Source organism: Candidatus Mycoplasma haematobovis, from assembly GCF_001645765.1.
Lineage (GTDB): Bacteria > Bacillota_I > Bacilli_A > Mycoplasmatales > Mycoplasmoidaceae > Eperythrozoon_B > Eperythrozoon_B haematobovis.
Genome location: NZ_LWUJ01000012.1, coordinates 117,537 through 140,203 on the forward strand (window position 1 = coordinate 117,537; position 22,667 = coordinate 140,203).

General features: G+C 31.8%; 19 protein-coding genes and 2 rRNA genes. 10 read left to right on the forward strand and 11 right to left on the reverse strand.

What is annotated here, in order from left to right; all coding sequences use genetic code 4:
• Positions 1 to 603 precede the first annotated feature (603 nt).
• Positions 604 to 1,521 carry a hypothetical protein gene (locus A6V39_RS04395; protein ID WP_187150458.1) on the forward strand — a complete coding sequence of 306 codons (918 nt, stop codon included), beginning with the start codon at positions 604 to 606 and terminating at the stop codon, positions 1,519 to 1,521.
• A 1,007-nt stretch (positions 1,522 to 2,528) separates the two neighbouring features.
• On the opposite strand, the gene A6V39_RS04400 is transcribed toward A6V39_RS04395, so the two are convergent.
• The 8 genes from A6V39_RS04400 to A6V39_RS04435 all read right to left on the reverse strand — a co-directional run bounded on the left by A6V39_RS04400 (position 2,529) and on the right by A6V39_RS04435 (position 6,506).
• Positions 2,529 to 2,933 (reverse strand): hypothetical protein, encoded by a 405-nt coding sequence (locus tag A6V39_RS04400; RefSeq protein WP_187150459.1) that lies wholly within the window; start codon positions 2,931 to 2,933, stop codon positions 2,529 to 2,531.
• A 15-nt stretch (positions 2,934 to 2,948) separates the two neighbouring features.
• The gene (locus tag A6V39_RS04405; RefSeq protein WP_187150460.1) at positions 2,949 to 3,299 is read right to left on the reverse strand and encodes a hypothetical protein; all 351 of its coding nucleotides are present in this window, start codon (positions 3,297 to 3,299) and stop codon (positions 2,949 to 2,951) included.
• Between the two features lie 126 nt (positions 3,300 to 3,425).
• Positions 3,426 to 3,806, reverse strand: coding sequence for a hypothetical protein (locus A6V39_RS04410; RefSeq protein ID WP_187150461.1), 381 nt, complete (start codon positions 3,804 to 3,806; stop codon positions 3,426 to 3,428).
• A gap of 459 nt (positions 3,807 to 4,265) precedes the next feature.
• Positions 4,266 to 4,649, reverse strand: a complete 384-nt coding sequence (locus A6V39_RS04415) for a hypothetical protein (protein ID WP_187150462.1) — start codon at positions 4,647 to 4,649, stop codon at positions 4,266 to 4,268.
• Between the two features lie 22 nt (positions 4,650 to 4,671).
• Positions 4,672 to 4,962, reverse strand: coding sequence for a hypothetical protein (locus A6V39_RS04420; protein WP_187150463.1), 291 nt, complete (start codon positions 4,960 to 4,962; stop codon positions 4,672 to 4,674).
• A 128-nt stretch (positions 4,963 to 5,090) separates the two neighbouring features.
• On the reverse strand, positions 5,091 to 5,498 hold the full coding sequence (locus tag A6V39_RS04425) for a hypothetical protein (RefSeq protein WP_187150464.1): 408 nt from the start codon (positions 5,496 to 5,498) through the stop codon (positions 5,091 to 5,093).
• Between the two features lie 165 nt (positions 5,499 to 5,663).
• Entirely contained in the window at positions 5,664 to 5,804 is a 141-nt protein-coding gene (locus A6V39_RS04430; protein ID WP_187150465.1) for a hypothetical protein, read from the reverse strand.
• A 414-nt stretch (positions 5,805 to 6,218) separates the two neighbouring features.
• The gene (locus A6V39_RS04435) at positions 6,219 to 6,506 is read right to left on the reverse strand and encodes a hypothetical protein (RefSeq protein WP_187150466.1); all 288 of its coding nucleotides are present in this window, start codon (positions 6,504 to 6,506) and stop codon (positions 6,219 to 6,221) included.
• A 31-nt stretch (positions 6,507 to 6,537) separates the two neighbouring features.
• Here A6V39_RS04435 and A6V39_RS04440 point away from each other — a divergent pair, with 31 nt between their 5' ends.
• From A6V39_RS04440 to A6V39_RS04450, 3 genes are read left to right on the forward strand one after another with little or no spacing between them, the layout of a single operon-like run.
• A complete protein-coding gene (locus A6V39_RS04440) occupies positions 6,538 to 7,134 on the forward strand; it encodes a DNA-3-methyladenine glycosylase family protein (RefSeq protein ID WP_187150467.1) in 597 nt (198 codons plus the stop codon).
• A 26-nt stretch (positions 7,135 to 7,160) separates the two neighbouring features.
• Positions 7,161 to 8,195, forward strand: a complete 1,035-nt coding sequence (locus A6V39_RS04445; protein ID WP_187150468.1) for a hypothetical protein — start codon at positions 7,161 to 7,163, stop codon at positions 8,193 to 8,195.
• Positions 8,180 to 10,003: a DUF2779 domain-containing protein gene (locus A6V39_RS04450; protein ID WP_187150469.1), complete on the forward strand. Its 1,824-nt coding sequence runs from the start codon at positions 8,180 to 8,182 to the stop codon at positions 10,001 to 10,003. The genes A6V39_RS04445 and A6V39_RS04450 overlap by 16 nt, the downstream gene beginning before the upstream one ends.
• Here A6V39_RS04450 and A6V39_RS04455 read toward each other — a convergent pair.
• Complete coding sequence (locus A6V39_RS04455) at positions 10,000 to 11,466, reverse strand: MIP family Ig-specific serine endopeptidase (RefSeq protein ID WP_187150470.1); 1,467 nt, start codon at positions 11,464 to 11,466, stop codon at positions 10,000 to 10,002. The genes A6V39_RS04450 and A6V39_RS04455 overlap by 4 nt on opposite strands.
• A 171-nt stretch (positions 11,467 to 11,637) precedes the next feature.
• On the opposite strand from A6V39_RS04455, the gene A6V39_RS04460 reads away from it, so the two are divergent.
• Positions 11,638 to 13,578, forward strand: coding sequence for an iron ABC transporter substrate-binding protein (locus tag A6V39_RS04460; RefSeq protein WP_187150471.1), 1,941 nt, complete (start codon positions 11,638 to 11,640; stop codon positions 13,576 to 13,578).
• A gap of 170 nt (positions 13,579 to 13,748) precedes the next feature.
• On the opposite strand, the gene A6V39_RS04465 is transcribed toward A6V39_RS04460, so the two are convergent.
• Complete coding sequence (locus tag A6V39_RS04465; RefSeq protein ID WP_187150556.1) at positions 13,749 to 15,185, reverse strand: MIP family Ig-specific serine endopeptidase; 1,437 nt, start codon at positions 15,183 to 15,185, stop codon at positions 13,749 to 13,751.
• A 118-nt stretch (positions 15,186 to 15,303) separates the two neighbouring features.
• Here A6V39_RS04465 and A6V39_RS04470 point away from each other — a divergent pair, with 118 nt between their 5' ends.
• Positions 15,304 to 15,663 (forward strand): hypothetical protein, encoded by a 360-nt coding sequence (locus A6V39_RS04470; protein WP_187150472.1) that lies wholly within the window; start codon positions 15,304 to 15,306, stop codon positions 15,661 to 15,663.
• A gap of 1 nt (position 15,664) precedes the next feature.
• The gene (locus tag A6V39_RS04475; RefSeq protein WP_187150473.1) at positions 15,665 to 16,030 is read left to right on the forward strand and encodes a hypothetical protein; all 366 of its coding nucleotides are present in this window, start codon (positions 15,665 to 15,667) and stop codon (positions 16,028 to 16,030) included.
• Here the strand turns inward: A6V39_RS04475 and A6V39_RS04480 are convergent.
• Positions 16,027 to 16,617, reverse strand: coding sequence for a hypothetical protein (locus A6V39_RS04480; protein WP_187150474.1), 591 nt, complete (start codon positions 16,615 to 16,617; stop codon positions 16,027 to 16,029). The genes A6V39_RS04475 and A6V39_RS04480 overlap by 4 nt on opposite strands.
• Before the next feature lie 45 nt (positions 16,618 to 16,662).
• On the opposite strand from A6V39_RS04480, the gene A6V39_RS04485 reads away from it, so the two are divergent.
• The 3 genes from A6V39_RS04485 (at position 16,663) to A6V39_RS04495 (ending at position 22,655) form a co-directional block, all read left to right on the forward strand.
• Complete coding sequence (locus tag A6V39_RS04485) at positions 16,663 to 17,964, forward strand: hypothetical protein (RefSeq protein ID WP_187150475.1); 1,302 nt, start codon at positions 16,663 to 16,665, stop codon at positions 17,962 to 17,964.
• 141 nt (positions 17,965 to 18,105) lie between these two features.
• Positions 18,106 to 19,577: ribosomal RNA gene (locus A6V39_RS04490) — 16S ribosomal RNA — on the forward strand.
• Between the two features lie 187 nt (positions 19,578 to 19,764).
• Positions 19,765 to 22,655, forward strand: a 23S ribosomal RNA gene (locus A6V39_RS04495).
• The 16S and 23S rRNA genes sit together here, the layout of an rRNA operon.
• Positions 22,656 to 22,667 lie beyond the last annotated feature (12 nt).

Genomic DNA, 22,667 nt, shown 5'->3' on the forward strand with positions numbered 1-22,667 from the left:
TTTTGTTATATATTTAAACTTTAAATCATTCTTCTGGTTCATTCTTTTTCACTAATATAAGATTTGATTTGTTTCAAGAACTCTCTAGTACTTCAAATTTGGTCACTAGCTCAGGTTTGTACAAATGAGAATCTACATTCATTCGTTTTTTCATATAACTAAATAGACTCTAAGATTTTGAATGTCTTAATAGATTTATTTAATTTATTTTTAACTTGTTCGTTGCTGAAAAAACTGAAGGATTTGCAGGTATTTCATTTACAAAAAATACATCTTTTATTTTGCCTCTAGTCGCACCAACTTTAGTTAGTAGCTTGACTATTATTGAATACTAGTTAAGTATTGAATTTTTAGTTTTTGATTATCAAATTTTCAAAAGATTTATTTGTATTATTAAAGAATATTTCTTGTTATTTATCCTAGTTAAATTTTGTATTATTTTAAAGTTTAAATTAAGATGATTTTATTAGCGATTGATAGATAAATAATTTACTTTATTTATCTTATTATTTAAGTATCAAAATTAACATATTATTATTTTTTAGCTAACTAAAAGATAATTACTCATAGATTAAATAATTAATTACTTTATTGAGTTAATTTATGGCATTCAGATTTAATTCTGTTGCTCTGTTGCTTTCATCATTATTGACTGGTGGTGGAGCTTGATTAGGATATGAATTGTACAAGCCTAAAACAGTTGAAGGATGAGTAAATTGAAAAGGGCTTAAGTTAGCTACAGAAGATAAAGATAATCTTTGAAAAGCCCTTTATTTTCAAGGAAAACATGAGCTAGGCGAAAAGATTAAAGATTGAGAAGAATTAAAGAAGTCTTGTGTTAAAGCTTGAAAACAAAAAACAGGCAATGATAATAAGGATTTAGAGTATGTAGAGAAGTTCTGTCTAGATAATTTAAAGACTAGAAAAGCAAGAATAATAGCTACAGGTTTTGATGAAAAGATCTTTTTAAAAGAAGATGAAGACTTTAAAGTGGAGTTTACTTTCAACAGGTATAGCCCTACTTTTCTTGAACTTTTAGGCGAAAAGAAAACAGATAAAGAACCAGAAATTGACAAGAATCAACCATTACTAGAAAAATATAAAAAATATTGTGAGGATGAGTTAAGCGCTAATGATACTAAGATTGAAGTTGTAAAGCAGATATGTTCAAAACAACATAAATATCAAACAGCTGAACAAAAACTTACTAGCGAGGGATTAATTTTAAAGAGCTTAGATGATTTGAAAGGAGAGTGGAAAAATTATAGAGATGAAAAAAAATCAAAAAATTACAGAATAGGAAATACTCTCTTAGAGGATATTAAGGATACTTCTACACAAGATTCTTGAATAGAATTACAAGATGATCAAAATAAGTTTGGGCAAAGGTTTAATGAATGATGTAGCAATCAAAAGGACAAAAAATTATATGAAGAAAACTTCTACAAAGAAACTTATCCTAAATTTAAAACACGTTGCTCTAAATCAAAAACAGGGAAATTAATTACTCAAACAGAATAATTTTGCTTTATTGAAGATTTCTTTATTTTTGTTGGGGTAATTATACTCTCTTATTTTTCGCATCAAGCTTGTAATTTTGACCTAAAATCATTTTGTTTAGTTGTAGGAGATTCTATTAATTTTTTAATTTCATCTTTGTTGTATGTTTTTCCTTCTATTTTTTCAAGATAATCTTCAATATTTAAGGCGCATCATTTAGCTACTTTATCTTTGAAAGATTCATCATTTGAATTTTCGTATTTTGTACATAATTTTTTAAATACGAACGTGACTTTTTTGGAGCAAAAACTTTAAATGATTTGCAGGATTTATGTATGTACCTCATTTTGCATCAAATATAGAATCTTGTTTTGATTTATCTAACTGTGATATTAACTTGTAATCTTCTGACTCTAATGTTTGTGCTAGGTATTAACATAACTACCGTAACATTTTCTACACTTTCAAAGCCAACAATAACTGAGTTATTGTAATGGTCATATTTATTATTTTGATCTCTTTTTCATTTGATATGTGGCTTTATTGCTATAAGGTAAGAAGGATTGTTGGTATGTCGGCTTAAGATAGGTATTACTTTGTTATTTTCAGCATTAATTATTTTTGGAGATAACGAATACTACAAACCAAGTAATATTAGAGATTTATTAAAGCGGCAAGGCATTAGATAACAAATCATGAACAATCATTTTCTTCGAAAATGAAGAAGAGTTGAAAGAATTGCAAAAATGTTTTTTCAAGAATCCATCAACACCATAGGTTTCTTTGTACTTCAACTTTCAGTAAATACAAATTTAAAGTCATAGAAATTTTCGTAAATTGATACATTTTTTAGTTTTGAAGCCTTTTTTGGCAAAGATGATTCTGTAATTTTGTGCTTATTATTTATTTAAAACATTATTGGCATCAGTAGTATTTGTTAAATGTATCGTTTCTTCCAACAAATGCTGTTTTTATTAATACTTTAAAGAACATAAAAATAAGTGTAGTCTTTTATCTATATTAAATAGTTAGTCGGAAGGAGGCAGTTCTCTTGGATCGATACGAAAACCTGACCCCCCTCTTCATGCTACGTTTGATAGCGTAATAACTCTACCGTTCGTACAATAAGTTCTATATATTTCTGCTCCTTCAATTATTTTGTTTTTTCATATTTTTTCTTTATCTTTATGCTTTGCCAAAAATTCATTAGCAGTGTATATTACACTTCCTCTTCACTTTTCAACGAATGTAAATTTACAATTATTAAATTTTTCATAAATTTTAATATCCTCTAAACTTGTTATTTTTTTTGGTAAATTAACTTTTGAAAGGCTAATTGGTTTAGTTAATAACTCATTAGCAACACTTACATTTGTTGATAAATAAACTGTACTTCCTGCAATAGCTGTTTTCGATAGAATCTTAAGAATCATAGAATTTAAAAATAATTAATAGCTTGATACCCTTTCTTCAAAAACTCTTCTTCCAAAATTAAAGGATAGTGTCACTGCTTTTTGTTTTTTGCATTGGTCTTTAAATTTATTTGTTTCTGTTATCAAGTCTTTTTCCCATTGATTTTCTTGTCATTCCTTTAAAAATTTTTCAAAGTTGTATGTTGTCGATCAAAAACTAACAAATACAAAATTACACCCATAAAAGTTTTCATAAATAGACATATCTGCCAGATTGGCAATAATTGTTGGCATAGTTTTTTCTTCAATTTTATGTCTACTATTTATTAAACTGCCTTCAACGTCTATAGAGTTTGATAAATACATTTTGCCACTTGCACTGCCCATTAATGCTATTTTTATAGTACTTTAAGTAGCACAGAAAATAAGTTTAAACTTTCAATTTTTATTAGATATTGTTGTCAAAAACAGCAAATCGTATGTAGGATAGTTATTTCTTAAAAAATCAATAATTTAAATCTTAAGTTCAAAAACTTTTTTATGATTGTTAAAGGCCAATGTTGCTATCTTTTTTTCTTTACAGTTTAATTTAAAGGTATTTGCACCTTTAATTATTCTTTGTTTTCATTCAGCCGTTTCATATCTACTTAAAAATTTCTCAAAATTATACATTGTTTGATTTGTTCAATTGTCAATAAATACAAAATTACAATTGTTAAGTTTTTCATAAAGCTTAATATCGTCTAGATTATTTATTGTTTTTGTGAAAGAAGAGTCTTGGAGATCAAGTTGTTTTGGCGGCAATGTATCAGAGATATCTAAAGAATTTGTTAAATATACCGCTCCCCCAACTCCTCCAAATAATGCTGTTTTTGAAAGCATCTTAAGAATCATAAAAAATGGAATCTTTTAAGAAATAAAGACTATCAATAAATTACTTAAGCTTTCAGCTTAAAGACTGTTCTGTCAAAACTAGCGTTACTACTTGCTTGTTTTTGCAATATTTCTTAAAATCATTTGTTCCTTTAATTAGGCATTATAATTATTTAATTTTTTGTATTCTTTCAAGAATTTTTAAAATTGTATGTCGTTGGCCAAAAGCTAATAAAGCCAAACTTGCAACCATAAAACGACATATCACCTAGCAATTCTTGTTGGTAAAGATTTTTCTGCAATTTTATGAGTGTCATTTAATAGACCATTAGGGGGTCTTTATAGCATTAGATAAATATACTGCACTTTCGGCGCCTCATTATTACTGTTTTTTGCAAAACTTTAAAAAAACATGAAGGCTCAAAATCAATTTTTGCTGTATATTATTGTTAAGCTTTCAAACTTAGAATAAGTAAATTTTTATTTTGGGTGATAAATTACAAATTTATTAACATGAAAAGCAAGAGTAATAAACTTTTGTTTTTCGCATCTTGTCTTGTGTTCATTAGTTGCGCTAATGATTAGATTTGGTCATTTTTTATCTTCCTTATTTTTTTTTATGAATTCTCTAAAACTATAGGTTTCTTTTTTGTCTCAATTATTAATGAATACAAAATTACACCCATAAAAGTTTTCATATAGTTTGATATCTTCTATTTTTGTAATTGTTGCTGGTAAGAAAGTTTTTTCAAGTTGTTTTTGTTTATTTACTAACTGTTCAGGCACATCTATAGCATTAGATAAATATATTGCACTCCCTGCACTCCCTAAAACCACTACTCTGGAAAGAGCTTTAAAAAGCATAAAGCCGCCATTTTAACTAACTTTAAAAGTAAATACTTTTGTGTTTTTGGTAAATTAAAGTCACGTTTTTTTCCTTTTCACAACTACTCTTATTTTTATTAGCTCCATAAGTCACTAACCCTTCTCATCTTATATTTCCTATTCATTCATCTGGCTTTGTCCTTGCTTGATCTAAAAGACCTCTAGTGTTATGTATTTGTTGTTCATTCCATTTATTTAAAAGAATATATTTGTATCTATATTGTTTTTGGTAAGCATTCTCTATTAATAAACCATCATCAACTCTTGTATTTATTACAAAATAAAATTGCACCTTCTATTAATCCGACCTTAGATACCTAATTTAGCCATCATATTTATTTGATTTCTGAATTAGGCGCCCTAATAAATTCTTATTAGTAGTATTATTCTTTAAATTTTGCGTTAAGGAAAATCATAAATTTATGTACTAGGAACAAGATAAGTAAATTTATTCCCTCTTTGAAGAAAGGAAAGAGTAATTATTTTCTTTTGTTTACAATCGTTCTTAAAAGAATCGGCGCTTTTAATTACTAAGTTACTTCACTGATTAGGGGTATCTCTATGTTGTTTTAAAAATTCTGAGTAGTTGTATATTTCCTTGTTACCTCACGATTTAACAAATACAAAACTACATCCATAATATCTTTCATATAATTCAATATCATTTAAGGCTGAAATTGTTTCGGGTAAAGAAGTCGTTTTAAGAGCATAACTTTTGGTTGTAAGATCATCTGGGATATCCAAGATATTAGTCAAATATACTGCACCTCCGGCACCTCCCATCAATACTGTTTTCACAACTCCTCCAATAAGAACTGTCTTAGTCATTATTTAAAAGAACTTTTAGATTTTAAGGGGTGCTAATTAAAGATATATATATATATATATGTTAATTTAAGTCTTTGGTTCAAATCTTCTTCCATTTTCATAGATCAATAATATATTCTCTACTTTTTCGCATTTAGATTTTTGTTTTTCTTCGCTGTAAGTTATTTAGTCTTTTCATTCTAGACTTCAATCCGGTCTATTTGACTTTGAATGTTCTACAAAACCTCTGGCTTTGTAAGTATTTTGACCCCCCTTCTGTAAAGGCATATTTACATCCATAATGATTTTCATAGAATTTAATTCCATCTATAGAGCCAATTTTTTGTGGTAATTTTATTTTTGTAGTCTCTTAACTACTAAACCATCACTAACATTGGTAACTAAAATAAAGTAAATTTCCCTGCTATTACTCCTGCTTTTGGCATTAATTTAAGGGCTGATAATACTAAGCCACTGTGTCAGACATAGTTGCTTTGCATTTTCTAATATTGATTTATTATCATCGAAATATGCTTTTTCTTTAGTTCCAGCACATCAAGTATGTAGTTTTTGGCCAGCGTCAGCTTCACTATCATCAGTTAAGACATTAATTGGCTTAACTGAAGTAGTTGTTTTTTGTCGTTGTATTTATCTGTTCAATTTTTATGAGATTTGTTTTCAGCAATATATTTTCCTCCACTTATTGTTACTATTTCATCTTCAATATTTAAAGTACATCATTTAATTACTTTTTCTTTGTAAGAGGTATCGCTTGAATTTACATAATTTTATGAAATCTTCTTTTGAAATAGTTTTATGTTCTTCGCTTTTTGAAAAGGTATTAGCTTTATTTGTCTCTTGTTTGTATTTGGTTCATTTAGAGTTAAATAATGTATCTTTTTTAGAATCTTCTACTTCAGAAATTAGATGATATCCTTCTTTCTTTAAATTTTTTTCTAGTATGCTACGTGATAATAAAACGCCTGCAGTTGCACCGTCAACAATACTGCCCCAACACCTATCGCACACACTGTTTTTGTTAAAGCTTCCGCCATACTAAATGTTCTTTCCTTTTAAAGCTGAAGCATTAGATTATTTAAGAAAAAAAGATCCATACTTATCAAAGTTTATTGATAAGTATGGAGTAATATCAAGACCAATAAAGAATAATGTATTTGAAGCAATAGTAAATTCAATATTAGGACAACAAATATCTACTTCTGTTACTAGAGTTATTTGAAAAAGAGTTAAAGATAAAGTAGGAGAAGTAACGCCAGATAGTATTTCCGCTTTAACTATAGAGGAATTAAGAGCATGTGGCACTAGCTTTAAAAAAGCTAGTAATTTATTATTTATTAGTCAAAGATTTAAATTAGGAGAATTTGATTCTTTGAATACTATGAATGATGAAGAAGTATGTAATAAGTTATGTGAATTACCAGGAGTAGGAAGATGAACAGCAGAAATGGTAATGATACATGCTTTATTAAGAGAAGATGTACTTAGTTATGGAGATGCAGGAATTAAGAAAGGTTTAAGAATAATATATGGTATTGATAAAGTAACTCCTGAAATATTTAAGAAATGCAAAGAATTATATAGTCCATATGGGACTATAGCAAGTTTCTATATATGAAGAGTAGCTAATGATAGTTAGAAATTAATCTACATAAGATAACTATTATGAGATTATTAACTATTCCAGTAATTGGAATTCCTTTAGTTGGAACAGTATTATTAAATACATTATCTTTGGATAATGACAAGTACCATAATGCAAGATTAGTAGAGGTTTATTTTTATGCTCCAACTCCAACTTCCGGAAATAATGAACAAAAAACTGAAAAAATTAAAGTTTGAATTGAAGATTTAGGCAACACTTCAAGGTTTCAATTCTACAAAAGTAATAATGGGCAAAGCAAATGAGTAAATTTTAGTGAAGCCGGACAAGATCATAAGAAATATTTATTATTGGCTCAAATTTCTAAATACTTCTTTCTTAATCAGCATTATTTAAATATTGCTAAAGCTCTTTATTTAATTAAAGATGAAAATAAAGATACTACAGTAACCTGTCCAGATACTTGTAAAACAAAACTAGATTGTTGCCCTCTTAAAGATTGTGCTAGTTTACCAAACGATCATAGGCAATTTTTCTATCATTTAAATAATTTAAATAGTGCTTCAAACGGGGCTTATTTAAGTCCGGTTCAAGCACACATTTCATTAGGAGATCTTAAATTTGAAGATTTAACAAATAAGTCAAATCAGGATAATAAATCAATTTCTGGCTCCTTAGTTTATGGGCACGTTGACTATTGATACAAACCTAAAGAAGGGGTTGATTGAAAAATTGAAGAGGATAAGAAGAAATTCTATAAATTAACTTCTTCTTCTTCTTCTGATGCTTCTGCAAGTAGCGGTAAGAAATACTTTGCCAATTATCCTACTACTTTCACAATGAAACTAGAGAATGGACAACTTAAGAAAGGAGAAAAAGAAAATGACTTGTTAAAGGCTTACGATAAGTTAAATGAGAAAAAGAATTTAGATAAGTTATTAGGAGATAAGAAAACATTGAAAACATGTTGTTGTAGTGATGATCCTAAGCCTGATTCACTTGAATGCTTATTAGGTAGTAACTTTGTTAAATTGGAATCAAGCTTAGATACTATACAGAAATGAGTTAAAGATAAGAAGCCTTGTCAAACCACATAACTACATTTGATTTCTTAAATTATTTCAAGAAACCATATATTTTTTGATTTCTTAATGATTCTGAGATAGAGAATTATTTACTTGAATTATTAGGAGAAGAAATAGAGGAATCTACTACTTTATTAGATCTAATTAAATTAGTAGATTCAGAAGATAATTTAATAAAGAGCAATTATTTTAAGTTGAATACTTTACTTGATGAAAAATTAAAGACTTTCTTTATTAATAAATTCAAAATTCCAACTCTTGATTTCTATGACCATACTTTCTATAAAGATGACTCTACTGATCAATTTCTAAGAGCACTTAAAAGTTCTAGAAATGCTTTCATATTTAAGCCTAAGATAGTTTGTGAAGATTTAAAGATAATCCCTACAGCTATCTACAAATACAAAAATAGAGTCTATTTAATAACACATTCATGATCTACTGCTTTAAAGAAAGAATTAATAGGTTCTCTTATTTATTATCAATATGTACTTAAGAAATTAGATATTGAGATTTCGCAATACTTTATTTCTTATTTAAGTTCAGAAATAGTACCAAATAAAGAATTAATAATACATATCAATGTATTCTTACCGGTTACTACTAAGAAGTTATGTATTACTGACTTTAAAGATGAAAGAATTAGGAATGTAAATACTTATTTTGAATTAGAGAATATTAATTATGGAGATAGTCTTTATGAATTACTATGTACTAGAGAAGAGTTTTTGGAACTTAAGAATGAAATATGAGAACAAGAAGAATTAAATATAGAGGGAATAATTAAAGAATTGAGAGAGTTTAAGAATAAGCCTAATAGAGAAGTAAATTTAACAAGAGTAGTAAATACTTATTTAAAGTATCATAAATTCATAGTTACTCCTGATAGTAGTTGATATTGATATCTTATTAGGAAGTATTTTAAGAATACTTCCTTTAGTGGAAAGCTATTACCTATTAATAAATTAATAGTTCATTTAGGTAATTCAAATTTATTGAGCTATTTAAATGAAATGCAATTCTTAAATTTTAAAGAAGATCAAGCTTATTATGTATTTGAACCAGCAGTTATTAAGTACAATACTTTAAAGAATAAGACTATTAAGATATATTATGACTTTGAAACTCTTTCTGTACCTTTTCCTTATTTAGAAAATACTAAACCCTTTACTCAAATAGTATTACAGTTATCTTTAATACAAACAGAGAATAATAAAGAAAGTAGAGTAGTTAATATTATTCTTGATCCTTTAGAGCTTAAAGTAAGTGATTTTAAGAGAATAATAGATGAGATATATATAGATGCCCCTGATGTGGCGTATATTGTTTACAATAAAGCTTTTGAGAATACTAGACTTAAAGAGATAAGCACTTTAATAAATGAAGAAGAATATGAATTAAAGATAGTTTCAATAATAGATAGGACTATAGATTTAGCTGATTGATTTACTTTTGGTAATTCGCCATATATTATTCATAAAGAATTAAGGGGTTTTCATAGTATTAAGAAAGTTATTGAATTAATACCAGAAGAATTATTAGTGAAAACTAATACTGTAAAGTATTCAGAATTAGAGAGATGTAAGAATGGTGCTATGGCACAAGCTTTATTATTGTCAAGAGCTTTAGCATCAAAAGAAAGAGATGCTAGTAATTGAGAAAAGAATAAAGAATTTATGTATATTTATTGTGAAAATGATGCGAGGAGTATGATAGCAGTGGAGTTATTTATTGAGAAGTTATTAGATGAGAATAAGTATGGTTATTATGATTTAAAGAAATACTTAGAGCTTAAAAAGAAAGTAAGAAGAGTTGCTTAAGTAGCTTTGCTTTGAGTTATTCCTTTATTTCATTCTGATCTAGTACTTAATCAAGTTTGTTTTCCTTTTTTAATAACGTATTCCTCTACTTGTTTTTTGTAAGAATTTACTTGTTCTTCCGCTCCTAAAATAAGATCATATTTAGGAGTCTTAACTCCCGCCTCTTCCTCAGAAACACCAACACTTCTAAGTGGTTGTACTCAGAAAGTATTTCCATTTGTACCAGCAACAATAACTCCCACAGCATTTCCATTACTATCTACAAATAATCCACCAGAAGAACCTGGCCCTAATTGATTGTGTTGAAATTTATAGAAATGTCCTACTTCATTGTAAGTTTCACCATACCATCTAAATCCTCCATATACTTGATATCCATCAGGCATAACATCTCTAGCTTTAACAAAACCTCTATATTTCTTTTTGTTTTCCTCTTTTTCTCAGTCTTCTGGATCTCCAGCTAGATGTGAAGCTATTGTTGTATGTTTATTAAAGTTAGTAGTGTAAACTCATTTGTTTTTTGCTCCTTTTGGATAAGCTAAGTGATAGTAATTATCTTTTGCTTGTCATAATTCTTTTTTTGTGGTATATCTACTCTCTATTGGTTTTCCAAGTACATTAATAACTTTGCCTTCTTTTTGTTTTCCATAGAAGTTATTGGTTGCTTCTTTAGCTGCTTCTGGACTTGTAAATTCAATTTCTAAGATGACAAAGTCACTAAAGTGGTTGTAGTTGGTATTATTTTTTTCATTTTTCTTTAAGTAATTGAAAGCAGAAAAGAACAATTTAGGTTCTTTCATTTGTCCTTTAGCAATTGCACCTACATCAGCCCTTCTGCTTTCACCGGCCTCTTGTTGAGAAAGATTCATATCAATGTAACCATATTTGTCTACATAGTCACAATTATTTCTTACTTCATCCTGAGAGTCTTTGATGGCGTTGTATTCTTGTTCTCTAGTTTTTCTTAAATGCTGGGTATTTTTGTCGTATCAAGGCAGGGTTTGATTGTAAGTATTGTCAGAGAATCTAAGCCTTCAAACTACGTGTGCGCCTGTAGCAATATATCAAATGGTAGGATATTTGCCTGTTTCGGGAATTTGATAGTCCAATACTCATCCTGTACCTCAACCACAAGGCATAAAAAGCTTAAAAGTATAGTCATTTAATGCTTTAAGATATTTTTCAGCATCCATTCTGTTTTTCTGTTTTTGCTCTTCTGTATAGTTAACGCCCCAGTCTCAAACTTCCTTTTCTTTAACACCATTACTACTATTTAAATGAAATTCTCCTGTGTCTTCGGTTCATTGATCTGTATTACCATATCGAGGAATTGGTTCTTCTTCATTAGTTGAAATTAAAATCTTTTCAGTTTCTGAATCAATAGATAAACTCTTGAGCCCCGCAATAAAACCAATTAGAATTAAAGTAGATAAAGATTTAACTTTTCAGTTAACAAGTGACATACAAAAATAAGCTTGTTCTTAAATGTTTGTCATGAGAATAAAGTGGATAAAAGTTCATTACATAGTTTAGAGTTATTTTATAAGCAATATTTATAGCTTAAAGCCCCACATTAACTAATACCTACTTAACTCCTTAAGTAAATACATATTAACTCTTAATCCTTCCTTTATTTGCTTAACAAAAAAGTAATAGTTGCTTCTGCCTTTCCATGCTTAAGTGGTATTGGATTTCTAGGATCCAATCCCACTAATGTTCACTACAAAATAATGGTGAACTACAATGGTCAAGCAGATCTATTACTAAGCCTACAAATATTTCCAGACTATTATCCCTATCAATTTAAAAAAACTACTCTATATGACTATTTAACAAATGTCAATGATTACTTAGTGGTTAATGAACATACTTCACCAGAAAAGAAAAAATTAAAGGAAGGATTACAAAAAAGACTTGATGATTTGTTAGGAAATGTTAAAGAATTTGGTCCTAGTTTATGAAATGAAGACTTGTACGAAACAGGTTTAGTATTCAAAAACGATCAGCAATGAAGTAATAGGAGCACATCAATACTTTTCTTAGAGCAATTTATTGCTGATGATTTTGTTGATATCAATGAATCTACTAATTCATTACCAGCATACAAAGACTTAATAATTACTAACTACAGAGCTGCAAGAGATCCTTACACAATATTTTCAAAAAAGGTATTTAAGTGCTTCGAAGAAGACGCAGTAAAGACGGTATCTAGCTCAGAAGAACAATGCGATGTTGGTCAAGGTCAAGGTCAAGGAAAACAATTGGCAGAAAAGTTTAAGCAATATATTAAGGACTACAGCCAAGACAAAATTAACTCTCTTTATAGGTTTGGTAAATACATATATTTTTGAAACAATTTATTTAAGAAGGCTGGTTCAAATTTGAAAGAACTTGGCGTAGAGAGTTGAATAAAGAAAGAAAATTTATTTGCTTTAGAGAAAGAACAGGACAAAGAAATAGCAGATAGGTATTCAAAAATTATCTTTGGCCCAGAAGAAACAAAAAAATTAGATGAATGATCCTCATCCTCATCCTCAGGAACATTCAAATCTAACTATTTATTAGCAAGTAATACAGGCATATCTTTAGTTCATCATCCCGCTTTAGAACAAACCACTTTACCTGGATCTGCCCCATTAGCAGAAGGCTCTCAAAAAGAAGTAATAGTCTTTCTTTTCCAATTTGCAGCTCTTATTGATGAATATGTAAAGAGAAAGAATGGAAATTTTAAAACAGATTTTGCTGGAGATCCAAGAGAAGACTTTATGAAAAGTGCACTACAAAATGCTAAAGTTATGGCCAAGAATTTGGAAGACAGAATTTCAAATATTAGGAAATATTTTCAAAAAATTGAAGTAGTTGATCCATCATTTGATCCTTCAAAATTATCTACTACATCTCCTATCAATAATAACAAAAGTAAAGCTTTTGCAATAGTTACTTATCCTCCCTCTTCATTCGGCGCAGGAGAAGCAACTATTCAATCTATGTCTAAATTTCCTTTTCTCTATACAGATATAGGATTAAGACAAGTATTTCCTACTAATTTAAAGAAAACAAATGGAGATCATATATCTTGAGAAGATGAAATATTTTCAGTTGATGACAATGGATGATGGTGAAAGATTGGTAATGTTAATTTAGATTCAAGTAATTTATTTCAATTTGAAAATCAAGCAGATAGTTTATTAGTATTAGCAAACCCAGAAGACTGGAATCTTATCAATGATAAGAATGCAGTAACTTTAAAGTCTTTAGGAACTTTACTTAAAGGAGAGAAAGATATTGATGCAGGTAAGGTAAATAAAGAAAAGTATCCAGTGAGTTACAACAAATATCACTTATGAAATGAAGGACTCAGATCCCCCATTGCTTTAAATCTATTATTAGATAACCTAGTAAATATATTTCAAAGACAATACGACCCTAAGTTTGTAAAGAGTAAAGGAGAGAACCAGAATGGATGCTACGCAAAAGCTATGGATTGAGGAAATTATTGGCATGAAGCCTTTATCGCAGGCAAATCGTGTGAAAAGAATTTAATTCAAGTACAATCGGAGTGCAAAGTTAATTAGTAGGTATTGAACAACAAGTTCTAGTAGTGTCTAATGTGTTGTAGTTCTTTGTAATATCTGCCAATCTAGAGTTATTACCACATATTAATGGCAATATACTCGACACACTTAAGAACCTTTAACTTCAAGGGCACTTAATTAGGTATGCTGGTTGTTTTTTAAGTAAAGAATTATGAAACTAGTTTTAAGTTTGGAGATCCTTTAGTTCATTGACTCTTTAATAAAGTATTTGCATTTGGATAATATCTTTCTAGTTGTTGTTTGTAAGAAGTAACTTGACCTGGAGCGCCTTTAATTAAGTCATATTTAGGAAGTATTATTTTTGAATTTATATAAAGGCCTTCTGATCTTAAAGGTTCTACAAACCCCAATTTATTATGAGTATCTTGCATTCTGTATAGACCTAATACATTGCCATCTTTATCAGTTACTAGAGAACCAGAAGCACCACCTCCCATATGCATATTTTCTAATAAGTAGTTGTAGCCTCAGTTGTAATGAGCTTTACCGTCTCATATAGTTACAGTATTCTTATTCTTCTTATCAATAGCATAAGAGTCAGCATGACCTCTTATCGGCTGATTTGCCATATTCTTAACCGCTATATCTGGAGAACCATAATGTAGAACGGACGCTCTTCTTTCAACACTACTGTAATTGGTATATCTACTATAGTCAAGTTTGGATATTACTGGATATCCTACTGTGTAATAGTTAGTATTTGATTTATCTAGTTCTTCACTGGTGTGTTTTGACATTAATTCAGAATCAAATAGGTTAAGCTTCTCTTTTCCTGTACCAGCTCCCTCTATTGGATACTTGGTATAGAATTCGTCAGTAATTATTCTTGCTTGTTCTTCAGTCTCAAAATCAATCTCTAATATTGCAAAATCTTTGTAGTAGTTGTCATATCTTCAAGCTCAACCAGAATTAGAGTATCTAGAACCTAAGAAGTTAATAGGAACATAGAACAACTTAGCATCTTTAATAGTTTTGTAGTAAATGAAGCCATGACTCAATCAATAGTGATTGTCGCTTTTTTCTTTAAATAAATTAAGTCCTGAATATCCATGATATTTAGCTTCTGCACACGCCTCACCTGCTATAGGAGAAAGTTCTCCATCTCTATTGCCGTATGTATTTCGTAAATGTTGTGTTTCTGATAATGAAATAGGGAGAACTTGATCGTATTTATTTGAAGTAAATCTAAAACTATTAATTACGTGCGCATTAGTTGCAATAAATCATTTTTTAGGATATTCTTCGTCATCTTTTTTTACGTAGTCTAATATTCAAGCAGTACCAGAACTACAAGGCAATTGAATCTTTAATGTGTAATCTTTAAGTTTTGCAATTGTTTCATCAACTTTTCCATTATCATCAGCCTTTAAATAAACTTCTTTGGATTGTTTTTTTAGTACTGAACTATATGCTTTATTTTTGTAAGCATTATTTGTGAATTCTTCACTTAAACTAGTTAAATGATAAGGGGAGTAGAAATCTCCTATAGGACCTTGATATCAGGAATATTTGTAATATATAAAATTGGTAATAGTTGCTAAAGCTATTCCAATAGGTAATACGTTTCTAAAGGACACAAAAGGCATCAATTTTGACATGTGAAAAGGAAAATATTTTAAGGCTTTTAAGCTTAAATACTGTTAGTTTTTAGTTTTTTAAAATATTAGAACGAGGTAAAAGAGAAAGAGACTCTAGAGTAGAGGCGTGGCAGAGATAGGAGAATTTACTAAATACATCTTAGTATTTGTTAGTTCTTTAACTGGGGGAGTATCAGGTTACTTTTATTCTAATTCACCAGATAATTTGAGAACATATTTAGAGAGAAGTAAAACACGATTACTTCGACCAAGTGATCCATTATGGATGTACAAAAGAGTCCTTAGACAGAATAGTGCAAAAATTAAAGAGGAACTAAAGGAACTAACAAAGTTTACTGAAAATACTGGAGCAGAACCAACAGAAGATCAAGCATATGAATTGCTTGAGCTGTGCAACAAATATCTTTCTGGCAAGTCTTGAGATAAACAAGAAATAGTTAAAAAATACTGTAAGTACCCAGAATAAGGTGGCTTTCGGTGAATTTTCTAGATATTGCTTAATCTTTGGCTGTTCTGTATTGGGAGGTTTAACAGGTTATTGATATTCTAGTGCTCCCGCTAATTTAAGGATAAAGTTAGAGAAACAAAAACGCAAACTCTTACGTCCAGGGGACCCACTTTATCTTTATGGAAGGAATATTATCAAAAATAAAGATACCATTAAGAGTTTAAATATTAAAGGATTTACTGGGGATATAGGTGCAGAGGCAACTGATGAACAAGCAATTGCATTAAATAATTGATGTACTGATAATTTATTTAAGAGTCCTCGTTTTTTATCTGAAAAAATGGCTAGTGATTTGGCCACTCATTGTGAATGAAATGGAGGTTAAATAGTTCTGCAAATAACTTTAACTGCTTCATAGTCCTCTTTACTCAATTTATTAAATATTGTATTTCTTTTAGAATTACATCAATTTATTGCTTCTTCCTCAATATCTTTGTCTGGTAAACCTGATATTTCTTCTATTTCATCAATTTTTTTCTTTCATTCTTCTGGTTTGATGGAATCATCTCATTTAAATGCTTCTTGTTTCAACTTATCCTCGAAATTTAAAGTACATCATTGAGAAGCATACATTAAATGATGACTACTATTTGCTCTAACAGGTTTAGTTGTTACTTCTTTACATCAAAAAGCGAGAGCTATACCTCCTTCTTCATCATCATCAAAGTCCTTTAATTCGTAAGTAGTACCTTTAAGAAAATCTTTTCTTGCTCCAATATAAACTTTATTTCTTTTAAAAGAGGCTTCATAGATTTTTATTTTCTCATTCTTGGATAAATTCTCTATAAGTTCGTAACCTTCATTGATTAAAACATTACTTATAGTTCCTGATTTGATTGAAAGATAGTGGTATCCTGAAAACAAGACGGCAGAAATAGCGGTAAAACCGCTTGCTACTTTAATGCCTAGCATTAGAAATAAAATTATAGTCTCTTCATTAATTTTAGATAGTTAGCGGTGTCAGCAGCGGTTGTAACTAGTGTATGATTGGCTTTTTGTCTTAATGCCGCAAAAGATATATTCATATATTTTGCAGGAAAGAATTCAAAAATAAGAGATGGATTACTTTGATGCAAAAAGAAATATTTAATTGCTAAGACTCCTTTTCCAGTATTTCTTAAACATTACACCGACTTCATTAGAGAAAAGAATGAGATATTTGAGATAATGATGGCAGATTATCAGGATAAAGTTCCTGATAACCCTATTTTCTTTTTTCCAGCTTTATCTCAGTACTGATTGCTTAAGAAAACTCTTATTCAACAGTATGAGAAAATACTTAATATCTATTTAATAGACTATGAATATGATATTTTTGAAGATGAAATAAGAAAAGCTAAGACAAAGAAAACTAAAGGCTCTTTAAATAAATTAATTTGAAAAATACAGAGAATTGATCCTACATTCAAAGAAGAGTTTGCAAAGTGTGAAGCTAATACTAAATTCTTAGAGAATTTAATAAAGGGAAATAGACAGAGCGTTATGGATATTGAAGATAGTGGAGATGAAGCACCTATAGAGTTTGATATTACTGGTTTTGATCAAGCTCAAATAGCAGATACTCTGCTAGACTTTATTAGTAATCAGAATGTTTTCTTAAGTAAAGATTGAAGTTTGTTTTCAAGTAACAAAATAAGAAATATAGAGAAGTTTGAATTATTTACTGATGCAAAAATAATTAAGAAATATGTGAAATTGCTTAAAGTGAAAATGAAGCATGGAGATACAGAAGACTTATTAAGGATTACTAAATCTTTAGATGAAGCTTGATCTTATTTATTATCTAAGTTGGATAATACTAATAAGCATTTAGAAGATAAGTTCTTAAAGTCGGAGAGGAAGTACGCTAAGGTTTACTACAAATTATTAATTAAGAAATATATTAATGTTGAGAGCAAGCCTCCTCTTGAAACATTAACTAGTTCAGATGCTGTATTAATAATTAATAGATCTTTTGCTTATTATCAAGAGAGAGAACAATTAATTGAAGAATCTAGACAAACAAATAAGAATAGGGATAAGTGAAGAATAGCTTTTAGATTATGAGAATTAAATGAAATTAGGAAACATATATGTAAGACTTATTTAGATATAGATACTGATTTTTCTAAATGAGTTTCAAGTTATGAGAAACTTACTTCTTTAGCTAGTCGGTCTAGTACAGCCCCAGAACAAGAAATACTTAGACAAGCAGAAGAATTCTTGAAAAAACCTATAAATCCAGCGGATATTTTTGATCTTAATAATTTCGCGTCTTAGAATGTTGGCTTTAGGAAAGAATTTGGAATAATTTTTTTAAAAATAAGTTATTTTTGGGAGATCGGTTTTGTATATAATTCTTTTTTAGAATCTGTCTGAACAGGTTTGCTAGCTTTTTGAAAACTGAAAGTCATCTGTTAATTTACTGAGAGTTTGATCCTAGCTCAGAATTAATGCTGATGGTATGCCTAATACATGCAAGTCGAACGGACTTTGGTTTCGGCCAAAGTTAGTGGCGAACGGGTGAGTAATACATATCTAACATGCCCCTCTGTAGGGAATAGCCACTTGAAAAGGTGATTAATACCCTATAGGTAACTTTCTCACAAGAGTTAGTTATTAAAGCTTTATGCGCTGAGGGATTGGGATATGCTCTATTAGCTTGTTGGCGGGGTAAAAGCCCACCAAGGCTATGATAGATAGCTGGTCTTAGAGGATGAACAGCCACAATGGGATTGAGATACGGCCCATATTCCTACGGGAAGCAGCAGTAGGGAATCTTCCACAATGGACGAAAGTCTGATGGAGCAATACCATGTGAACGATGAAGGTCTTTTTGATTGTAAAGTTCTTTTATGAGGGATAACAACTGATAGTACCTCATGAATAAGTGACAGCAAACTATGTGCCAGCAGCTGCGGTAATACATAGGTCGCAAGCATTATTCGGATTTATTGGGCGTAAAGCAAGCGCAGGCGGATGTGTAAGTTCTGTGTTAAAAGTAGCTACTTAATAGTTGTTTGCACCGAATACTACATGTCTAGAATGTGGTAGGAAGTTTTGGAATTAAACATGGAGCGGTGGAATGTGTAGATATGTTTAAGAACACCGGAGGCGAAGGCGAAAACTTAGGCCATAATTGACGCTTAGGCTTGAAAGTGTGGGGAGCAAATGGGATTAGATACCCCAGTAGTCCACACCGTAAACGATGGGTATTAGGTATTGGGGTTTGAGCCTCAGTGCTGTAGCTAACGTGTTAAATACCCCGCCTGGGTAGTACATATGCAAATATGAAACTCAAAGGAATTGACGGGGACCTGAACAAGTGGTGGAGCATGTTGCTTAATTCGATAATACACGAAAAACCTTACCAAGGTTTGACATCCTTCGCAAAGCTATAGAAATATAGTAGAGGTTATCGGAGTGACAGGTGGTGCATGGCTGTCGTCAGCTCGTGTCTTGAGATGTTTGGTTAAGTCCCGCAACGAGCGCAACCCTACTCTTTAGTTATTTTTCTAAAGAGACTGCACAGTAATGTAGAGGAAGGTTGGGATCACGTCAAGTCATCATGCCCCTTATGCCTTGGGCTGCAAACGTGCTACAATGGCAAACACAATGTGTTGCAAATCAGCGATGGTGAGCTAATCACTAAATTTTGTCTCAGTTCGGATAGAAGGCTGCAATTCGCCTTCTTGAAGTTGGAATCACTAGTAATCCCGTGTCAGCTATATCGGGGTGAATGCGTTCCCAGGTCTTGTACACACCGCCCGTCAAACTATGAGAGGAGTGGGCATTTAAAAATGTATTCATTTGCATCTAGAGTGAACATTCTGATTGGAGTTAAGTCGTAACAAGGTACCCGTACGAGAACGTGCGGGTGGATAATCTTCTGTTATTAATGATATTTTCTATTTAGAGAATATTTAGGTGAGGTTTTACTTGGACACCCGTAATAACTAAATAATTATGGATAATGACCAAGGCGGATGATTTTCAGTTTTGAGAAAGCTATTTACTTTCTCAGGATGTTCTTTGAAATGAAAAAGATAATAACCGAGTTAACTTAATAAAGTTAATCATACGTAAATTAATAAGAGCTAAAGGTGGATTTCTTGGAAATGGCAGGCTATGAAGGACGTGCTAATCTGCGATAAGCTAGGAGTAATCGATAAGAGATACTTATTCCTAGATCTCCGAATGTAGAAATATGATACTTCGAAAGATTTATCATTCAACAGCCAATTCATAACTGTTGAAAGCGAACCTCGTGAAGTGAAACATCTCAGTAGCGAGAGGAAAAGAAAGCGAATGCGATTCCCTCAGTAGTGGTGAGCGAAAGGGGAACAGGCCAAACCTGTTTTACAGGGGTTGTAGGACACTCTTTTCCCTCTAAATTTATAGGAGAAATTTTTGGAAAAAAATGGCATAGAGGGCGAACCCCCCGTATCCAAAATGAATTTAGAGTTTGAGTGTATCCTGAGTAGGGCGGGACACGTGTAATCCTGTCTGAATCTGCCCAGACCATTGGGTAAGCCTAAATACTAGCCATTTACCGATAGTGAACCAGTACTGTGAAGGAAAGATGAAAAGAACCCAGAGATGGGAGTGAAATAGACCATGAAACCTTTAGCTTACGAAGAGTCATAGCACATTTATGTGTAATGGCGTGCGTTTTGAAGTATGAGCCGGCGAGTTATTGTTGCATGCAAGGTTAAGTAATCAAAAACGGAGCCGTAGCGAAAGCGAGTGTGAATAGTGCGTTTAGTATGTGGCAATAGACCCGAAACAGGATGAGCTACCCATGAGCAGATTGAAGGTAAGGTAAAACTTACTGGAGGATCGAACCGACTGCCGTTGAAATGTTAGCGGATGACTTGTGGGTAGGGGTGAAATTCCAATCGAATTCTGTGATAGCTGGTTCTCGCCGAAATAGTTTTAGGACTAGCGTTGGATTATTGATGATTTGGAGGTAAAGCACTGAATTCCTGATGGCGCCCTCTGGGTGTACTGAATGAAATTAAACTTTGAATGCCATCTTATCTACTCCAGCAGTGAGACTACGGGGGATAAGCTCCGTGGTCGTGAGGGAAAGAGCCCAGACCAACAAATAAGGTCCCTAAATTCAGCTAAGTGGAGAAGGAAGTCTTAATTCATAAACAACTAGTATGTTGGCTTAGAAGCAGCCATCATTTAAAGAGTGCGTAATAGCTCACTAGTCTAGTTTTTTGGCACCGAAGGTATAACGGGGCTAAGCTGAATACCGAATTTTTGGACTATTTTTAATAGTGGTAGGCGAGTGTTGTATTTACATTGAAGGCTGAGCGTGAGCACAGTTGGAGTCTATACAAGTAAGAATGCCGGCGTGAGTAACGTATGAAAGTTAAAATCTTTCTAGCCGATTGATCAAGGTTTCCAGGGCAAGGGTCATCCACCCTGGGTTAGTCGAACCTAAGATGAGGCCGAAAGGCGTAGTCGATGGACAGCGGGTTAATATTCCTGCACCAGTACAATCAGTGATGGGTTGACAGAAGAGGTTAATATGGGCGGATTACTGGATTTCCGTTTAAATTTCAAGTGTTTTAAGTTGTTAAATGCGCTTAATTTTGCACAAGGAATGAATACGAGCGAACTCTTCGGATAGTAGCGAAGCCATAAATATCACATTCTCAAGAAAAGACTCTAAACTTATGATTGTTCTGACCGTACCTAGAACGAACACACGTGATCAGGGAGAATATCCTAAGGCTTTCGAGATAACTACAGTTAAGGAACTCTGCAAAATAGCCCCGTAACTTAGGGAGAAGGGGTGCCTATTTTTTAGGTCACAGTAAAGAATGAGGGGGGACTGTTTAACAAAAACATAGCTTTATGCAAAATCGTAAGATTACGTATATGAGGCGACACCTGCCCAGTGCCAGAAGGTCAATGAAGGATGTTAGCATTGCGAAGCATTTAACTTAAGCCCTGGTGAACGGCGGCCGTAACTATAACGGTCCTAAGGTAGCGAAATTCCTTGTCAGGTAAATTCTGTCCCGCTTGAATGGTGTAACCATCTCTTAACTGTCTCGACTGTAGGCTCGGTGAAATCCTGGTGAGAGTGAAGACACTCTCTTGCCGCTATGGGACGGAAAGACCCTATGAAGCTTTACTGTAGCTTGATATTGAAAAAGTTCTATGGATTTAGAGAATAAGTGGGAGGCGTAGATAACTAGACGCCAGTCTAGTTGGAGTCGACAGTGGAATACCACTATTCCTTTGAGTTTTTTCTTACATTTGTCCTTTATCAGGATAGATGAACAGTGTTAGGTAGGCAGTTTGACTGGGGCGGTCACCTCCTAAAAAGTAACGGAGGTGTGCAATGGTGCCTTTAATACGGTTGGAAATCGTATGTAAAGCATAATAGTATAAGGGCGCTTGACTGTGAGACACACACGTCGAACAGGTAGGAAACTAGGCTATAGTGATCCGGTAGTACCGAATGGAAGGGCTATCGCTCAACGGATAAAAGCTACTCTAGGGATAACAGGCTAATAATGTCCAAGAGTTCATATCGACGACATTGTTTGGTACCTCGATGTCGACTCATCTTATCCTGGAGCTGAAGCAGGTTCCAAGGGTTCGGCTGTTCGCCGATTAAAAAGATACGTGAGTTGGGTTCAAACCGTCGTGAGACAGGTTGGTCCCTATCTGTAGCGGCTGTAGGAAAACTGAGGGGATTTGTTCTTAGTACGAGAGGACCGGAATGAACATACCTCTAGTGTTGCAGTTGTCGTGCCCTCGGCATTGCTGCTTAGCTATGTATGGAATAGATAAACGCTGAAAGCATCTAAGTGTGAAACTAACCCCAAAAATAGTTTTCCCTTCCTTTATGGATTAAGGATCCTAATAGATCATTAGGTTGATAGGATGTCTGTGTAAGTGTAGTAATACATTAAGCTAAACATTACTAATAATCCGAGAGATTTACGTATTCTTAAAGTTAA